The 16,274-nt window shown below is 71.5% G+C and carries 14 protein-coding genes; 3 read left to right on the forward strand and 11 right to left on the reverse strand.

Going from position 1 to position 16,274, the window contains the following annotated elements; genetic code table 11:
• Positions 1-41 precede the first annotated feature (41 nt).
• From ACSJD1_RS11830 to rplU, 5 genes are all read right to left on the reverse strand, one after another.
• Entirely contained in the window at positions 42-1,322 is a 1,281-nt protein-coding gene (locus tag ACSJD1_RS11830; protein ID WP_438855509.1) for a glutamate-5-semialdehyde dehydrogenase, read from the reverse strand.
• Between the two features lie 46 nt (positions 1,323-1,368).
• Positions 1,369-2,154 carry a glutamate 5-kinase gene (gene proB / locus ACSJD1_RS11835; protein ID WP_438855510.1) on the reverse strand — a complete coding sequence of 262 codons (786 nt, stop codon included), beginning with the start codon at positions 2,152-2,154 and terminating at the stop codon, positions 1,369-1,371.
• Positions 2,151-3,686, reverse strand: coding sequence for a GTPase ObgE (gene obgE / locus ACSJD1_RS11840; protein WP_438855511.1), 1,536 nt, complete (start codon positions 3,684-3,686; stop codon positions 2,151-2,153). The genes proB and obgE overlap by 4 nt, the downstream gene beginning before the upstream one ends.
• Before the next feature lie 75 nt (positions 3,687-3,761).
• On the reverse strand, positions 3,762-4,019 hold the full coding sequence (gene rpmA, locus ACSJD1_RS11845) for a 50S ribosomal protein L27 (RefSeq protein WP_067948501.1): 258 nt from the start codon (positions 4,017-4,019) through the stop codon (positions 3,762-3,764).
• 21 nt (positions 4,020-4,040) lie between these two features.
• Positions 4,041-4,349 (reverse strand): 50S ribosomal protein L21, encoded by a 309-nt coding sequence (rplU, locus tag ACSJD1_RS11850; RefSeq protein ID WP_166548834.1) that lies wholly within the window; start codon positions 4,347-4,349, stop codon positions 4,041-4,043.
• Between the two features lie 238 nt (positions 4,350-4,587).
• Here rplU and ACSJD1_RS11855 point away from each other — a divergent pair, with 238 nt between their 5' ends.
• Positions 4,588-4,869, forward strand: coding sequence for a DUF4031 domain-containing protein (locus ACSJD1_RS11855; RefSeq protein WP_438855512.1), 282 nt, complete (start codon positions 4,588-4,590; stop codon positions 4,867-4,869).
• Here the strand turns inward: ACSJD1_RS11855 and ACSJD1_RS11860 are convergent.
• The gene (locus tag ACSJD1_RS11860) at positions 4,855-7,626 is read right to left on the reverse strand and encodes an Rne/Rng family ribonuclease (RefSeq protein ID WP_438855513.1); all 2,772 of its coding nucleotides are present in this window, start codon (positions 7,624-7,626) and stop codon (positions 4,855-4,857) included. The two genes, ACSJD1_RS11855 and ACSJD1_RS11860, sit on opposite strands and share 15 nt — an antisense overlap.
• A 272-nt stretch (positions 7,627-7,898) precedes the next feature.
• Here ACSJD1_RS11860 and ACSJD1_RS11865 point away from each other — a divergent pair, with 272 nt between their 5' ends.
• Positions 7,899-8,522, forward strand: coding sequence for a vitamin K epoxide reductase family protein (locus ACSJD1_RS11865; protein ID WP_438855514.1), 624 nt, complete (start codon positions 7,899-7,901; stop codon positions 8,520-8,522).
• Between the two features lie 93 nt (positions 8,523-8,615).
• Here the strand turns inward: ACSJD1_RS11865 and ndk are convergent, their stop codons facing one another.
• The 5 genes from ndk to ACSJD1_RS11890 form a co-directional block, all read right to left on the reverse strand.
• Positions 8,616-9,038, reverse strand: a complete 423-nt coding sequence (gene ndk / locus ACSJD1_RS11870) for a nucleoside-diphosphate kinase (RefSeq protein WP_438855515.1) — start codon at positions 9,036-9,038, stop codon at positions 8,616-8,618.
• Positions 9,035-9,520: a DUF4233 domain-containing protein gene (locus tag ACSJD1_RS11875; RefSeq protein ID WP_438855516.1), complete on the reverse strand. Its 486-nt coding sequence runs from the start codon at positions 9,518-9,520 to the stop codon at positions 9,035-9,037. The genes ndk and ACSJD1_RS11875 overlap by 4 nt, the downstream gene beginning before the upstream one ends.
• Positions 9,517-10,890 carry a bifunctional folylpolyglutamate synthase/dihydrofolate synthase gene (locus ACSJD1_RS11880; protein ID WP_438855517.1) on the reverse strand — a complete coding sequence of 458 codons (1,374 nt, stop codon included), beginning with the start codon at positions 10,888-10,890 and terminating at the stop codon, positions 9,517-9,519. The genes ACSJD1_RS11875 and ACSJD1_RS11880 overlap by 4 nt, the downstream gene beginning before the upstream one ends.
• Positions 10,887-14,213, reverse strand: coding sequence for an isoleucine--tRNA ligase (gene ileS, locus ACSJD1_RS11885; protein ID WP_438855518.1), 3,327 nt, complete (start codon positions 14,211-14,213; stop codon positions 10,887-10,889). Before ileS ends, ACSJD1_RS11880 begins: the two co-directional genes overlap by 4 nt.
• Before the next feature lie 272 nt (positions 14,214-14,485).
• Positions 14,486-14,836, reverse strand: a complete 351-nt coding sequence (locus ACSJD1_RS11890; RefSeq protein ID WP_438855519.1) for a GntR family transcriptional regulator — start codon at positions 14,834-14,836, stop codon at positions 14,486-14,488.
• Positions 14,837-14,926: 90 nt separating this feature from the next.
• Here ACSJD1_RS11890 and ACSJD1_RS11895 point away from each other — a divergent pair, with 90 nt between their 5' ends.
• Entirely contained in the window at positions 14,927-16,267 is a 1,341-nt protein-coding gene (locus ACSJD1_RS11895) for an MFS transporter (protein WP_438855520.1), read from the forward strand.
• The last annotated feature ends 7 nt before the right edge of the window (positions 16,268-16,274 follow it).

A 16,274-nucleotide genomic window follows, 5' to 3' on the forward strand; every position in this document is an offset into this window, starting at 1 on the left:
CGCTCGGGTCAGTCTATCGGTGCGGACGGGCGGGCGCGTGCTCAGCCGCGCACGTGGCCCGCGCCGCGCACGATCCACTTCGTGCTCGTGAGTTCGGGCAGGCCCATCGGGCCGCGGGCGTGCAGCTTCTGCGTCGAGATCCCGACCTCGGCGCCGAAGCCGAACTCCGCACCGTCGGTGAAGCGGGTCGAGGCGTTGACCATGACCGCCGCGGCATCCACCTCGTCGAGGAACCGCTCGGCGTTGCCGAGGTCGTTCGTGACGATCGATTCGGTGTGCTTGGTCGAGAACCGGCGGATGTGCGCGAGTGCATCGTCGAGCGAATCGACCACGCCCACGTTGAGGTCGAGGCTCATGTGCTCGGTGGCCCAGTCCTCGTCGGTGGTCGGCAGGGCGTCGGGGTGCAGGGCGCGCACGCGCTCGTCGCCGTGCACCGTGACCCCGGCTGCCTCGAGCCGGGCGAGCACGGGCGGCAGCAGCCGCTCCGCGGCGTCGGCGTGCACGAGCAGCGTCTCGAGTGCGTTGCAGACACTGGGTCGCTGCACCTTCGCGTTGTGGACGAGGTCGACCGACCAGTCCTCGCGCGCGCTCGCGTCGAGGAACATGTGCACGACTCCGGCCCCCGTCTCGATCACGGGAACGGTGGCCTCGTCGACGACGGCGCGGATCAGGGCGGCGCTCCCCCGCGGGATCAGCACGTCGACGTGGTCGCGAGCGCGCATCAGGTGGCGTGCGCCCTCGCGGCCGAAGTCGTCGACCCTCTGCACGAGGTCGCCGGGCAGACCGGCGCCCGCGATCGCCTCGCGGAGCACCTCGACGAGCACGGCGTTGGTGCGCTCCGCAGCGGAGCCGCCGCGCAGGGCGACCGCATTGCCGCTCTTCAGGGCGAGCGCCGCGATGTCGACCGTGACGTTCGGCCGGGCCTCGTAGATCGCGCCGACGACGCCGAGCGGCACGCGCACCTGCTCGATGCGCACGCCGTTCGGGAGGGTGCGACCGCTCACGGTCTCACCCACGGGGTCGCCGAGCCCGACCACGTCGAGCACGGCGTCGGCGATGGCGCCGATCCGCACCTCGTCGAGGGCGAGGCGGTCGAGCAGGCCGGTGCCGAGCCCCGCCGCGCGACCGCGTTCGAGGTCGTCGCGGTTCGCAGCGACGATGTCGTCGACGCGCGCCCGGAGCCGTTCCGCGATCGCCGCGAGCGCGGCATCCTTCTCGGCGGTCGTCGCACGCGCGAGTCGGCGCGATGCCTCCTTCGCGGCGGCGAGGCGCGCGTCGAGCACCTCGGCGAGGTCGGCGGGGGCGGTGGCGACGTCGGTCATGCGTCCAGCCTAGTTCCGCACCCGAGGGCGGATGCCGCGTGTGACGTCAGCCTGCAGCGGGCTCGAACCAGGTGCCCACGGGCTCCCCCGCGAGCGCCTCGTCGACGAGCGAGGTCGCCGTCACGAGCACGCCGGTGCCGGATGCCGCGGCGATGCGTGCGGCCGAGACCTTCGTCTCCGCGCCGCCGGTGCCGACGCCGGCGCGGCCGATCGAGCCGATCTCGACGCCCGCCAGCTCGTCGCCGAACGGCACGTGCGTGATGCGCTCCGCGCCCGGAAGGTGCGGCGGCCTCGTGTACAGCGCGTCCACGTCGGAGAGCAGGACGAGCAGGTCGGCACCCGTGAGCTCGGCGACCATCGCGGCGAGCCGGTCGTTGTCGCCGAACCGGATCTCGTGCGTCGCGACCGTGTCGTTCTCGTTCACGATGGGCAGGATCCGCAGGCCGAGCAGACGTTCCATGGCGCGCTGCGCGTTCAAGCGGTGGGTCGAGTTCTCGAGGTCGCCCGCGGTGAGCAGGACCTGGCCGGCGACGATCCGGTAGCGCCGCAGCGACTCCTGGTACCGGTAGATGAGGATGTTCTGGCCGACGGATGCCGCGGCCTGCTGGGTCGCGAGGTCATCGGGCCGGGCGTCGAGCGCCAGGTACGGCATCCCGGTCGCGATCGCACCCGAGGAGACGAGCACGACCTCGGCGCCGCGCGCGTGCGCGCCCGCGAGGGCGTCGACGAGCGGGGCGATCTGGCCGACGTTCTCCCCGGAGATCGAGGAGGAACCGACCTTCACGACGATGCGCCGAGCGGAGGCGATCCCGTCGCGGGTCAGACCGGTCATCCCCGCCCCTCGTCGTCGGTGCCGGCGGCGTCCTGGTCGCCGACCCAGATGCCGGCCTCGCGCTCGCGCTCGAGTTCGGCGCGGGCCTCTGCCTTCGCGTCCATGCGCTCGTGGTACCCGCTGCGTCGTTCCGCGCGAGTGGCGCGGCGGCGCTCGTCGAGTCGGTCGTCGGTGCCGCGGGGGGACGACATCAGCTCGGCCGTCGAGGTGAGCGTCGGCTCCCAGTCGAAGACGACGCCGGCACCCGGTCCGATGACCACGGTCGAGCCGGCCACCGCACCGGCGCGGACGAGTTCGTCCTCGACGCCGAGGCGGGCGAGCCGGTCGGCGAGGTAGCCGACGGCCTCGTCGTTCTGGAAGTCGGTCTGCGCGACCCAGCGCTCGGGCTTGGTGCCGAGCACGCGATAGATCGTGCCGTAGCTGCCGCCCTCAGGCTTGACCACGAACTCGGCCTCGCGGACCGCCCTGGGACGGATCACGATGCGAGGCGCCTCGGGCTCCTGCGCCGCCTCGGCCCGGGCACGGTCGACCTCCTCGCCGAGCGCGAAGCCGAGCTGTCGGAGGCCCTCGTGGCTGACGGTCGAGATCTCGAACACGCGGTAGCCGCGCGACTCGAGCTCCGGGCGGACGAAGTCCGCGAGTTCGCGCGCCTCGGGGACGTCGATCTTGTTGAGCGCGACGAGCTGCGGACGCTCGAGGAGCGGCACCTGGCCTTCGGGCACCTCGTACGCCTCGAGTTCGCGGAGGATCACCTCGAGGTCGGTGATGGGGTCGCGGCCCGGCTCGAGCGTCGCGCAGTCGAGCACGTGCAGCAGCGCCGAGCAGCGCTCGACGTGACGGAGGAACTCGAGCCCGAGGCCCTTGCCCTCGCTCGCGCCCTCGATGAGGCCCGGAACGTCGGCGACGGTGAAGCGGTGGTCGCCGGCCTGCACGACGCCGAGGTTCGGGTGCAGCGTGGTGAACGGGTAGTCGGCGATCTTGGGCCGCGCCGCGGACAGCGCGGCGATGAGGCTCGACTTGCCGGCCGACGGGAAGCCGACGAGTGCGACATCCGCGATGGTCTTCAGCTCGAGCGTGACCTCGCCCTCGTAGCCGGGCGTGCCGAGCAGCGCGAAGCCGGGGGCCTTCCGCTTCGGGGAGGCGAGCGCCGCGTTCCCGAGGCCGCCTTGGCCGCCGGGCGCCACGACGAACCGCATCCCGGCCTCGGTGAGGTCGACGAGCTCGGCGCCGGCGTCGTCCTTGACGACGGTGCCGACGGGCACGGGCAGCTCGAGGATCTCGCCGGCGGCACCGGACCGATTGTCGCCGGCGCCGGGCTGGCCGTTCTCGGACGAGCGGTGCGGTCGGCCGTGGTACGCCAGGAGGGTCGTGACCTGCGGGTCGGCCACGAGGACGATGTCGCCGCCGTCGCCGCCGTTGCCGCCGTCGGGGCCGGCGAGCGGCTTGAACTTCTCACGGCGCACCGACACGCAGCCGTTGCCGCCGTGGCCGGCGCGCAGGAACAGGCGCACCTGGTCGACGAAGCTCACCATCGCCGCATCACTACTCCTTCTCGGGAAACACGTGAGGGCGAGCCGAAGCCCGCCCTCACGAAAACCGGTCGCTGCTTACGCGTCGACCGAGACGATGTTCACGACCTTGCGGCCGCCCTTGTTGCCGAACTCGACGGCGCCCGCCTCGAGGGCGAACAGCGTGTCGTCGCCGCCGCGACCCACACCCGCACCGGGGTGGAAGTGCGTGCCGCGCTGGCGGACGAGGATCTCGCCGGCCGAGACGACCTGGCCGCCGAAGCGCTTCACGCCGAGGCGCTTGGCGTTCGAGTCACGACCGTTGCGAGTGGAGCTCGCACCCTTCTTGTGTGCCATAGTCCCTGTCTCCTCTGGCCGTTACTTGATGCCGGTGATCTTGACGCGCGTGAGCTCCTGACGGTGGCCCTGGCGCTTCTTGTAGCCGGTCTTGTTCTTGAACTTCTGGATCACGATCTTCGGACCGCGCAGGTCGTTCAGGACCTCGGCCGTGACCGTGACCTTGGCGAGCGACTTCGCGTCGGAGGTGATCTTGTCGCCGTCCACGAGGAGGACGGGCGTGAGCTGGACGTTGCCGTCCTTGTCGGCCGCGATCCGGTCCATCGTCACGATGGTGCCGACCTCGACCTTCTCCTGCCGGCCACCGGCGCGCACTACTGCGTAAACCACTTCTCGTACCTATCTCCGGGGAGCCTTGCGACTCCGTCTACTTGATGGGATGTCACTGCGCGGGAGACCCCAGCGGGAAGGAGGGTCGTCACTGCCAGAAAACTGTGCGTGCCGTCCGGGATAAGCGGTGGCACCAACGGTCGAGTTTACCGGAAGCCGGCAGGGCGGTCAAACGCGCTCCGACCGCGTGTCGTCGGGGCTCCGAGCGGATGCCACGGGCGCGGCGTACACTCGCTCCATGGCCGTGCTGATCGACCCGCCGCTCTGGCCCAAGCACGGCACCGTCTGGTCGCACCTGGTGAGCGACACGTCGATCGAGGAACTCGTCGAGTTCGCCGATCGGACGGGCATCCCACGGCGCGGTTTCGACCTCGACCACTACGACGTGCCCGCCGAACGGTACGACGAGCTCGTCGCGGCAGGGGCCGAACCCGTGCCGCCGCGCGACCTCGTCCGCCGGCTCGCAGCGAGCGGCCTGCGGGTCACGCCGCGCGAGCGGCGGGCCTCACTCGGTCGCTGAGTCCGCCGACGAGCCGTCCGGTCGGGTGATGACGGGCGGAGCGCCCGCCGGGCTCAGCGCGGCCGTGGAGACGCGACGACCGCGCGAGCGCGAGCGTCCCTCCCCTGCCGCCTTCGGCGCAGGAAGCGAATCGAGCACCGAGTCGAGCAGGTTCTCGGCTTCGGCCACGCGACCGGGCCGCTCGCGGCGCACGGGCGCTTCGGGCAGGTCGATCAGGGCCGCCGTGCGCGACTCCGCCTTCTCCGCGGCGGGCGCCGGCTCGTCCCCCGGTCGATCTCCGGATGCCTCGGCGGCGCGATCCTCGCGATCGCCTGACGGCGAGCGGTCGCCGCTCTGCTGCGACCCCGAACCGCGCGAGCGACGCCGGCCGCGCCGGCGCTCGCTCCGCTGGCCCGGCTCGGTGCCGGCGGGCGCGGCATCCGTCGTCTCGGACTCCCGGGCGGCGGCCTTCGACGCGCCCTCGACGGCCGTCTCGCTCGACGCCGGCGCCTCGGTCGGGGCCGATGCGTCGGCGGACTGGGCCGGACGGTGCTCCTGGTGCGCGACGGTCGACGCGGCGATCTGGGCGAGCGCGTTCTTCACATCCTCCGTGATCGCGTGCGTGCCCTGGTGCGCCTTGTCGACGGCCGGCTGCTGCGACTGACCGCCGTTGCCGCCGCCGTTGCCGCCGCCGCGGTTGCGGCGCCGCTCGACCTGCTGCTGCGGAGCACGGTGCTTCGCCACCGGCTCGTGGTGGACGATGATGCCGCGACCGGCGCAGACCTCGCAGGGCTCGCTGAAGGTCTCGAGGAGTCCGAGCCCCAGCTTCTTGCGCGTCATCTGCACGAGGCCGAGGGAGGTGACCTCGGCGACCTGGTGCTTCGTGCGGTCGCGCGAGAGGCACTCGACGAGGCGGCGCAGCACGAGGTCGCGGTTGGACTCGAGCACCATGTCGATGAAGTCGACCACGATGATCCCGCCGATGTCGCGCAGACGCAGCTGGCGGACGATCTCCTCTGCGGCCTCGAGGTTGTTCTTGGTGACCGTCTCCTCGAGGTTGCCGCCGGAGCCGACGAACTTGCCGGTGTTGACGTCGACGACGGTCATCGCCTCGGTGCGGTCGATGATGAGCGAGCCGCCGGAGGGGAGCCACACCTTGCGCTCGAGGGCCTTCTCGATCTGCTCGGTGATGCGGAATTGGTCGAACGCGTCGCGCTCGCCCTCGTAGGCCTCGACGCGCTCGAGCAGGTCGGGCGCGACCTGGCCGAGGTACTTCTCGATCGTCCGGCGCGCGTCGTCGCCCTCGATGATCATCTTCTGGAAGTCCTCGTTGAAGACATCGCGGACGATCTTGATGAGCAGGTCGGGCTCGGAGTGCAGGAGTGCCGGGGCCTGGACCTTCTCGATCGTCTGCGAGATGTCGGCCCACTGGCTGATGAGCCGGTTCACGTCGAGCGTGAGCTGCTCCTCGGTGGCGCCCTCCGCGGCCGTGCGGACGATGACGCCCTGGTTCTCGGGGAGCACCTCCTTCAGGATCTTCTTGAGGCGCGCGCGCTCGGTGTCGGGGAGCTTGCGGCTGATGCCGTTCATCGAGCCGTTCGGCACGTACACGAGGTAGCGGCCCGGGAGCGAGATCTGGCTGGTCAGGCGAGCGCCCTTGTGGCCGACCGGGTCCTTCGTGACCTGGACGAGCACGCGGTCGCCCGGCTTCAGCGCGAGCTCGATGCGGCGCGGCTGGTTCTTCTCGCCGTTCTCGGCGGCGGCCTCCCAGTCGACCTCACCCGAGTAGAGCACGGCGTTGCGGCCACGGCCGATGTCGACGAACGCGGCCTCCATCGACGGCAGCACGTTCTGCACGCGGCCGAGGTAGACGTTGCCGATGAGCGACGCATCCTGGTTGCGGGCGACGTAGTGCTCGACGAGCACGTCGTCCTCGAGGACGCCGATCTGGATGCGGCCGCCCTTCTGGCGCACGACCATCTGCCGGTCGACCGACTCGCGACGCGCGAGGAACTCGGCCTCGGTGATGACCGCGCGGCGGCGACCCGCGTCGCGGCCGTCGCGACGGCGCTGCTTCTTCGCCTCGAGGCGGGTCGAGCCCTTGACCTTCTGCGGCTCCGTGATGAGCTCCGGCTCGCGGGGCTTGCGGACCTTGACGACCGTGTTCGCCGGATCGTCGTCGTTCGTCCGCGACTCCTCGCCGCTGCGGCGGCGCGACCGGCGTCGCACGCTCGATCCCTCGCGGTCGGCCTCGCGCGCGCCGTCGCGATCGTCACCGCGCTCGGGACCGGACCCGGCCGGCGGCGCGTAGACGGGCGGCGCGTGGAAGATGAGCGACGTGGTCGAGAGCACCGACGGGATCGGCGACTCGGTCTCGGCCGTTCCGTCCGCGGCGGATGCCTCGTCGGCGCTCTCCGCGGTGGCCTCGGCTTCCTCGGTGGCGGCCTGCCGGTCATCGGCCCCGGCGTCGCCGCCGGGCGTGTCGGCGGTCCCACCCGCGGGAGCCTCGGACGAGCCTGCGTCGGCGACGGGCAGGCCGTTGGGCGACTGGTCGCCCGCCGTCTCCTCGACCGGCGCGCTCTCGGCGGCGGCGGTCGATGCCTCCTCGGCCGGCTCCTGCTCGGCCGGCGCGGCCTCCTCGCGAACCGGGGCATCATCCGTGTACCGGGGGACGACCTGGGCACGACGACCCGTGCGGCGACTCCCGAAGAGCCCTCCGCGACGACGAGGCTCGTCGCCACCGGGTTCGGTCGGCGGTGTTGCGTTCTCTTCCACCATCTCTGGTGCACTCCTACACCGGGTGCGACGGCCGCGCCGTCGTTCCCGTACTCCTCAGAGCGGTCCGGCGCGTTTCGCGCTGGTCCGCCAATCCTTCACTGCTGCGCCCGGCGGGTGCCGGTGACGCCAAATCTCGCGGTTCCTCCGCGGATGGGATGCGGTGCATCCTCGAAGCCCTCGTTGGCGTCGCACCGGGCGCGGCCCGGGCGACTGCAACGATTATCGCACGCTCTCCCAGCGACCCGGCGAATCGCCGTGCCAGAATCGGGGTCATGCCCGAATCCCCCCGCGGATCCCGACCGATCGGCATCGCCGTCTTCCTCCTCGTCGCGGGAGCGCTGGGGCTCCTCGCCGCGTTCGAGCTGTCGCTCGAGAAGGTGCTCACGCTCGCCGATCCGAGTCACATCCCGAACTGCAATGTCGGCGTCCTCGTCGGCTGCAGCACCAACCTCGCGTCGTGGCAGGGCAGCCTGTTCGGGTTCCCGAACCCGTTCATCGGGCTCATGGCATGGCCGGTGGTCATCACGATCGCGATGGCGCTGCTCGCGGGCGCGAGCTTCGCCCGGTGGTTCTGGATCGGGCTGAACGTGGGCGTCACGGGTGCCGTCGTGTTCGTGGGCTGGCTGATCTACCAGAGCATCTACGCGCTCGACGTGCTGTGCCCCTGGTGCATGCTCACCTGGGCGGTGACGATCCCGACGTTCCTCGTCGTGACGCTGCGGAACCTCCGCGACGGCGTGTTCGGCTCCGCGCCCGGCCTCCGGCGTTTCGGGGCAACCGCCATGGGGTGGATCGTCGTGATCACGGCGGCCTGCTACGCGCTCGTGATCGTCCTCGCACAGGCGCAGATGAACGCGATCCCGCGCGTCATCATCGACCTGCAGAACCTCTTCTGACCCTCGACGGCCGTCGCGACGAGCGGGCGCGGAGACGACGGCGGGGCCGCGGCATCCGCTGATCGGATGCCACGGCCCCGCGCCGCACGTGGCTCAGGCGAACCAGAGCGAGAGCTCGCGCTCGGCCGACTCGACCGAGTCCGAGCCGTGCACGAGGTTCTGCTGGACCTTCAGCCCCCAGTCGCGGCCGAAGTCGCCGCGGATCGTTCCGGGCAGCGCCGTCGTCGGGTCGGTGGCGCCCGCGAGCACGCGGAAGCCCTCGATCACGCGGTTGCCCGCGACGCGCATCGCGACGACGGGTCCCGACTCCATGAACTCCATGAGCGGCTCGTAGAACGGCTTGCCCTCGTGCTCGGCGTAGTGCTGCGCGAGCAGGTCGCGGTCGGCCTGCACCATGCGGATGTCGACGAGGGAGTAGCCCTTGGCCTCGATGCGGCGCAGGATCTCGCCGGTGAGGTTGCGCGCGACGCCGTCGGGCTTGACGAGGACGAGGGTCTCTTCGATGGCGGTGGTCATGCGGATTCCTTTCCTGGGTCGGCGACCGCGGCGGCCTCGGCCGCCCGGGCACGATCGATGCGCGCGCCGACGATCATGCAGTACACCCACATGCCGCCGAACAGCGCGCCGACGACGAACATCGCCGGGTTGAGGAGCCCCGAGAGGATGAGGAGCGCCTGCAGGGCCCAGCCCAGCACGTACGCCCACTCGTAGCGGAGCAGGGGGATGGTGAGGACGAGGCCGAGGATCACGACGCCGCCCGCCGCCAGCGGCACCCACGACGGCAGGCCGAACGCGCCGCCGTCCTCGCGGGAGAGACCCCAGATCACGAGGGCCGCGAGGAAGACGACCACGATCTCGAAGGTGAGCACGATCGACGCGAGGCTCTCGCGCACGGAGCGCACCCGGCGGGCCGGACGGACCGGATCACCCTCGATGCCGTCGACCGGCTGGTCCGCACCCATCGGCTCGTCGCCGGGGTTCGGTGCGGCGGCGGTCATCGGTCGCTCCAGCCGCGGTCCTCGGCGATCGCGAGCACGTCGCCGACGAGCGTGATCGACCCGGTGACGACGACGGCGCGCTTCTCGGCGCGCCCGGCCCAGTCGCGAGCCTCGTCGAGGGCGTCGTCGAGTCGCTCGGCGACGTCGACGCGGTCGGATCCGACGACGGATGCCACGACGGTCGCGAGCTCGTCGGCGGGCACGGCACGGTCGGACTCGGATCGGGTCGCGATGAAGTGCGCTCCGGTGGGCTCGAGCGCACGCACGATGCCCGCGGCGTCCTTGTCGCCGAGCACGCCGAGCACGACGACCAGCTCGTCGAAGTCGAACACCTCGCCGAGCGCCGCGACGAGGGCCGTCGCACCGTGCGGGTTGTGCGCGGCATCGACGAGGATCGTCGGTTCGGTCGACACGAGCTGCAGGCGGCCGGGTGAGGTGACGGCACCGAGGCCCGCCTCGAGCACGTCGTCGGCGAGCCGCACCGCGCGGCCGAGGAACGCCTCGACCGCGGCGATCGCGACGGCCGCGTTCTCGGCCTGGTGGCGGCCGTGCAGCGGAAGCGCGAGGTCGCGGTACTCCCCCGCGAGCCCGCGGACCGAGACGAGCTGCCCGCCGACGGCCACGCGCGAGTCGACCACGGCGAAGGCCCCGCCCTCGACCGCGAGGCTCGCCTCGTTCCGCTCGGCGACCTCGCTCAGCACGGTGAGGGCCGATGGGTCCTGGAACGCGGTCACGACCTCGGCGCCGGGCTTGATGATCCCGGCCTTGGTCCGCGCGATCTCCTCGACGGTGCGGCCGAGCCGCTCCTCGTGGTCGATCGCGATCGGCGTGATCACGGCGACCTGGCCGTCGGCGACGTTCGTGGAGTCCCATTCGCCGCCCATGCCGACCTCGAGCACGACGACGTCGACCGGAGCGTCGGCGAAGGCCGCGAACGCCAGCACGGTCAGGGCCTCGAAGTAGGTGAGCGCCTCCTCGTCGGCGGCTCGCAGCTCGTCGTCGACGATCGCGACGACGGGCGTGATCTCCTCCCAGATGCGGGCGACGGCCTCGTCGGCGATCGGCTCGCCGTCGACGCGGATGCGCTCCGTGAACCGGACGAGGTGCGGGCTTGTCAGCAGTCCGGTCCGGAGTCCCTGCGCGCGCAGGATCGACTCGATCATCCGGCTCGTCGACGTCTTGCCGTTGGTACCGGTGAGGTGGATGACGGGGGCCGCGCGGTGCGGGTCGCCGAGGAGCTCCACGGCGCGGCGGGTCGCGTCGAGCCGCGGCTGCGGCGCCGACTCGCCGACGCGCGCGAGCAGGTCGGCGTAGACGGCGTCGGCCGCGTCGCGCTCCTCAGGGGACGAGTCAGGGATCGCGTCGGTCATCTGGCGTCCTCCGTCAGCTTCGACACCGCGACGAGCAGCTTCGAGCCGTCGCCGAGCCGGTGGGCGGTCTCGCCGTCGACCTCGCCGACCGTGACGAGCAGCTCCGGAGCGAGCGTCTCGCGGCCGATGAGGTCCCGGTGCACCTCGGCGGCCTCCGCGCCGGCGGCGTCGAGCGTGAGGTCGAGGCGGATGCGATCGCCGACCTCCAGCCCGGCAGCCTTGCGGGACTCCTGCACGGCGCGGACGATGTCGCGCGCGAGGCCCTCGGCCTCGAGCTCGGGCGTCGTACGCACGTCGAGGATCGCGAAGCCGCCGTCGGCGAGGAGGCCGAGCGCGTTGCCGCCGTCGGCACCGCCGCTCGCCTCGAGCACGAGGTCGTACTCGCCCGGCTCGAGCGCGATGCCGCCGGCCATGACCGCGTCGCCGTCGAGCGACCAGTCGCCGCCGCGGGCCGCCTGGATCGCCTGCTGCACCTGCTTGCCGAGCCGCGGACCCGCGGCGCGGGCGTTCACCGTGAGCCGCTTGGTCACGCCGTAGGCCGCAGCGCTCGAGTCGTCGAGCTCGACGAGGTCGACGCGCTTGACGTTGAGCTCGTCGCGCAGGATCGACTCGAAGGGCGCGAGGCTCGCGGCATCCGTCGTCACGACCGTGAGCGACGCGAGCGGCAGCCGGACGCGACGACCGGCCTGCTTGCGGAGCGCGAGCACCGCTCCGGTGACCTCGCGCACGGCGTCCATGGCCGCGACGAGCTCGGGGTCGGCCGGGAACTCCTCGGCGGCGGGCCAGTCGGCCAGGTGCACGCTGCGACCGCCCGTGAGGCCGCGCCAGACCTTCTCGGTCACGAGCGGCAGCATCGGCGCCGCGAGGCGCGTGAGCGTCTCGAGCACGGTGTACAAGGTGTCGAACGCCTCGGCACCGGCGCCGTCCTCGCCCACACCCTGCCAGAACCGGTCGCGCGAGCGACGCACGTACCAGTTGGTGAGCACGTCGCCGAAGTCGCGGAGCTTCTGCGAGGCGAGGGTCGTGTCGAAGTCCTCGTAGTCGGCCGTCACGGCCTCGACGAGGTCGCGGAGCTTCGCCAGCAGGTACCGGTCGAGCACGTCGGTCGACGTCGTCGAGCGGGATGCCTCGTAGCCGCCCTCCCTCGCCGTGTTGGCGTACAGCGAGAAGAAGTACCACGTGCTCCAGAGCGGCAGCATCAGCTGGCGCACGCCCTCGCGGATGCCCTCCTCCGTCACGACGAGGTTGCCGCCGCGCAGCACCGGGCTCGACATGAGGAACCAGCGCATCGCGTCGGATCCGTCGCGCTCGAACACCTCTGAGACGTCCGGATAGTTGCGGAGCGACTTCGACATCTTCTGCCCGTCGCTGCCGAGCACGATGCCGTGGCTCACGACGTTCTTGAACGCCGGACGATCGAAGAGCGCGGTGGCGAGCACGTGCATGACGTAGAACCATCCGCGCGTCTGGCCGATGTACTCGACGATGAAGTCGGCGGGGTTGTGCGTGTCGAACCAGTCCTGGTTCTCGAACGGGTAGTGCACCTGCGCGAAGGGCATCGAACCCGAGTCGAACCACACGTCGAACACGTCGCTGATGCGGCGCATCGTCGACGTCCCGGTCGGGTCGTCGGGGTTCGGCCGCGTGAGCTCGTCGATGTAGGGGCGGTGCAGGTCGGGCTCACCCTCGGGGTTGCGAGGCACCCGGCCGAAGTCGCGCTCGAGCTCCTCGAGCGAGCCGTACACGTCGACTCGCGGGTACTCGGGGTCGTCGCTCTTCCACACCGGGATGGGCGAGCCGAAGTACCGGTTGCGGCTGATCGACCAGTCGCGGGCGTTGCCCACCCACTTGCCAAACTGGCCGTACTTGACGTTCTCGGGGACCCAGGTGATGTCCTCGTTGAGCTCGCTCATGCGGTCGCGGAACTCGGGCACGCGCACGAACCAGCTCGAGACCGCCTTGTAGATGAGCGGGTTCCGGCAGCGCCAGCAGTGCGGGTACGAGTGCTCGTAGCTCGCCTGCCGGAGGAGGCGCCCCTCCGCCTTCAGCAGCTGGGTGAGCGGCTTGTTCGCGTCGGACCACAGCAACCCCGCGACATCCGTCACCTCCGGGAGGAACCGGCCCGAGTCGTCGACCGAGATCACGACGGGGATGCCGTTGGCCTCGCAGACCTTCTGGTCCTCCTCGCCGTAGGCGGGCGCCTGGTGGACGATGCCCGTGCCGTCCTCGGTCGTGACGTAGTCGGCGACGAGCACGCGCCAGGCGCGCTCGAGCCCGAACCGCTCGACGTCGGCGTAGTAGTCGAAGAGCCGGTCGTAGGTGACGTCTTCGAGCTCGGCGCCCTGCACCGTCCGCGAGACCGCGGCGCGTGCCTCGTCGGGCGAGTCGTAGCCCAGCTCCTTCGCGTAGTTGCCCACGAGGTCGAGCGCGAGCAGGTACTCGGCGCCCAGCACCTCGGTGTCGTCGGTGCCGCCCGGGGCGTGCTCGCGGAGGACGGTCGCGTCGGGTGTGCCGTTCGGACCGGCGGGCACGACCGCGTAGGTGATCTCGGGCCCCACGGCGAGCGCGAAGTTCGTCGGGAGCGTCCAGGGCGTGGTCGTCCAGGCGAGCGCGCGCACCGCGGTGAGGCCGAGCGCCTCGGCCTTCGGCCCCGTGAACGGGAAGGTGACCGTGACCGTCTGGTCCTGCCGCGGCTTGTAGACGTCGTCGTCCATGCGGAGCTCGTGGTTCGACAGCGGAGTCTGGTCGCGCCAGCAGTAGGGCAGCACGCGGTGCCCCTCGTAGGCGAGGCCCTTCTCGTGCAGCGTCTTGAAGGCCCAGAGCACCGACTCCATGAACGTCACGTCGAGCGTCTTGTAGTCGTTCTCGAAGTCGACCCACCGCGCCTGGCGCGTGACGTAGTCCTGCCACTCCTCGGTGTAGCGGAGCACGGCGTCGCGCGCGGCGCGGTTGAACGCGGCGATGCCCATCTCCTCGATCTGCACCTTGTCGGTGATGCCGAGCTGGCGCTCGGCCTCGAGCTCGGCGGGGAGGCCGTGGGTGTCCCAGCCGAACCGGCGGTGGACCTGCTTGCCGCGCATGGTCTGGAACCGCGGGAAGACGTCCTTCGCGTATCCGGTGAGGAGGTGCCCGTAGTGCGGCAGGCCGTTCGCGAACGGCGGGCCGTCGTAGAAGACCCACTCCTCGGCGCCCTCGCGCTGGTCGATCGAGGCCTGGAAGGTGCCGTCGGCCTTCCAGTGCGCGAGCATCTCCTGCTCGATCGCCGGGAAGGACGGCGACGGCGTGACGGACTGCGGCTCGGGGTCCTGGCCCTTGGGGTACAACGCTCGCTCCTGCTGGATCTCGCCGGTTCACGAGGACGGCTGGCTCGTCGAGCCCCACCGCGGTACCACCCCGCTTGCCCCGGCGATGCCGGAACCTCTCGTTCGTCAGCTGTGACGGGCTGGACCCGTTCGGTTCTACTGACGGGACGGACGCCGGGGCACCGTTCCGCGTTCTTCCGAAGACTCCCCGGTGATGGCCGGATCGACGTCGCTGTCGTCAATGGTACCGCGCGCTCCGCCGCACCGCGCCCCCGCCCCGCGTCGCCGGTGGCTCAGCGCCACGCCTCGCGCACCAGCGCGAGCAGTGCCTCGCGGTCGACGCCGTTCAGTCGCGCCTCGTCGACGAGGTCGTGGATGGCGCCGGCCAGCGCCGTGTGGTGGCCGAGCCGCTTCGCGACCGTCGCGCCCCGCCCCGGGTGCAGCTCGATGAACCCCTCGTCGCGGAGCAGCCGGTACGCACGCAGCGCGGTGTTCACGTTGACGCCGAGCTGGGCGGCGAGCCCGCGGGCGGGCGGCAGGCGCTCGCCGAACCCGATCCGCCCGTCGACGATCGCGGCGCGCAGGGCGTCGGCGAGTCGTTCGAAGATCGGTCCTGGGTCGGCCGGGTCGATGGCGATGCGCACGCGATGATCGTACCTATTGCGCTAGTCGCCATGTCACAACCATCGCAACTCGGTTGTCGAGGCATCCGCTCGCTGTCAGGATGGCTCCCCGTGACCACCGAAGCCCCATCCCCCGCTTCCCTTCCCGCCGCCTCGTCGCCGGTCCGCCGCGTCGCCTGGGCGTCGATGATCGGAACCTCGCTCGAGTCGTTCGACTTCTACGTCTTCGCCTACTTCAGCGCCTACTTCATCGGCCCGCTGTTCTTCGACCCGCTCGGCACGTTCGGCGGCACGCTCGCCGCGTTCGCCACGATCGGCGTCGCGTTCGTGGTGCGCCCGCTCGGCGCCGCGATCTTCGGCCACATGGGCGACCGGCTCGGTCGACGCGCGACGCTGCTGTGGACCGTCGGCATCATGGGCGTCGCGACCGGCCTCATCGGCCTGCTCCCGACGTACGCGCAGGCCGGATGGCTCGGCGCGGTGCTCCTCGTGCTGCTGCGCGTCGCACAGGGCCTGTCCCTCGGCGGCGAGTGGGGCGGCTCGATCCTGCTCGCGACCGAGCACTCGAGCCCGGTCAAGCGCGCGTTCTACGCCGCCGTGCCGCAGCTCGGCTCCCCCGTCGGCTCGATCCTCTCCGCCGTCGTCTTCATCGTGATGACCCTCGCGCTGCCCGCCGAGGAGCTCGCGGCGTGGGGATGGCGGATCCCGTTCCTCCTCGCGATCCCGCTCCTCGCGGTCTCGCTCTACCTGCGCCTGACGATCGACGAGACGCCGGTCTTCAAGGCCGTCGTCTCCGAGCAGCGGCGCGACCGCGTGCCGTTCGCGACCATGTTCCGCGCGCAGCCCGCGGCGCTCGCCATCGCGTTCGGTGCGGCGCTGCTCGGCATCGGCTCGTACTCGCTGATGAACACCTACACGATCAACTACGGCGTGGGGACGCTCGGCTTCAGCTTCCAGGACCTGCTCGTGGCGACCACCATCGGCGGGCTCCTCCAGCTGGTCACCATCCCGCTGTTCGGCTGGTGGGCGACGCGCATCGGCTCGGCGAGGGTCGTCGCGTACGGCGCGCTCGGCACGCTGCTCATCACCTTCCCGATGTACTGGCTGCTGCAGTTCTCGAGCTTCCCGGTGCTCGTCGGCACGATGATCGTGGGCGGCATCCTGCCGACCATGTCGTGGGCGGCGCTCGGCGGACTCATGAACGACCTGTTCGCCGACCACTACCGGTACTCGGCGCTCTCGGTCGCGTACGCGGTCGCGGCGGCCGTCAGCGGGTTCATCCCGCTCGTCACGGCGCTGCTCGGCGAGTCGACCGGCTACGTCTGGTGGCACCCCGGCGTCGTGCTCGCGCTGCTCTCGGCGATCACGCTCGTCTCCGCCTGGGCGGCCGCGCGCATGCGACGGGCGCCGATCTCGGAGGACGGCCGAGAGGTGGAGACCGCGGCGGTCTGAGCCGGTC

This window comes from Agromyces excoecariae (genome assembly GCF_051715505.1).
Classification (GTDB): domain Bacteria; phylum Actinomycetota; class Actinomycetes; order Actinomycetales; family Microbacteriaceae; genus Agromyces.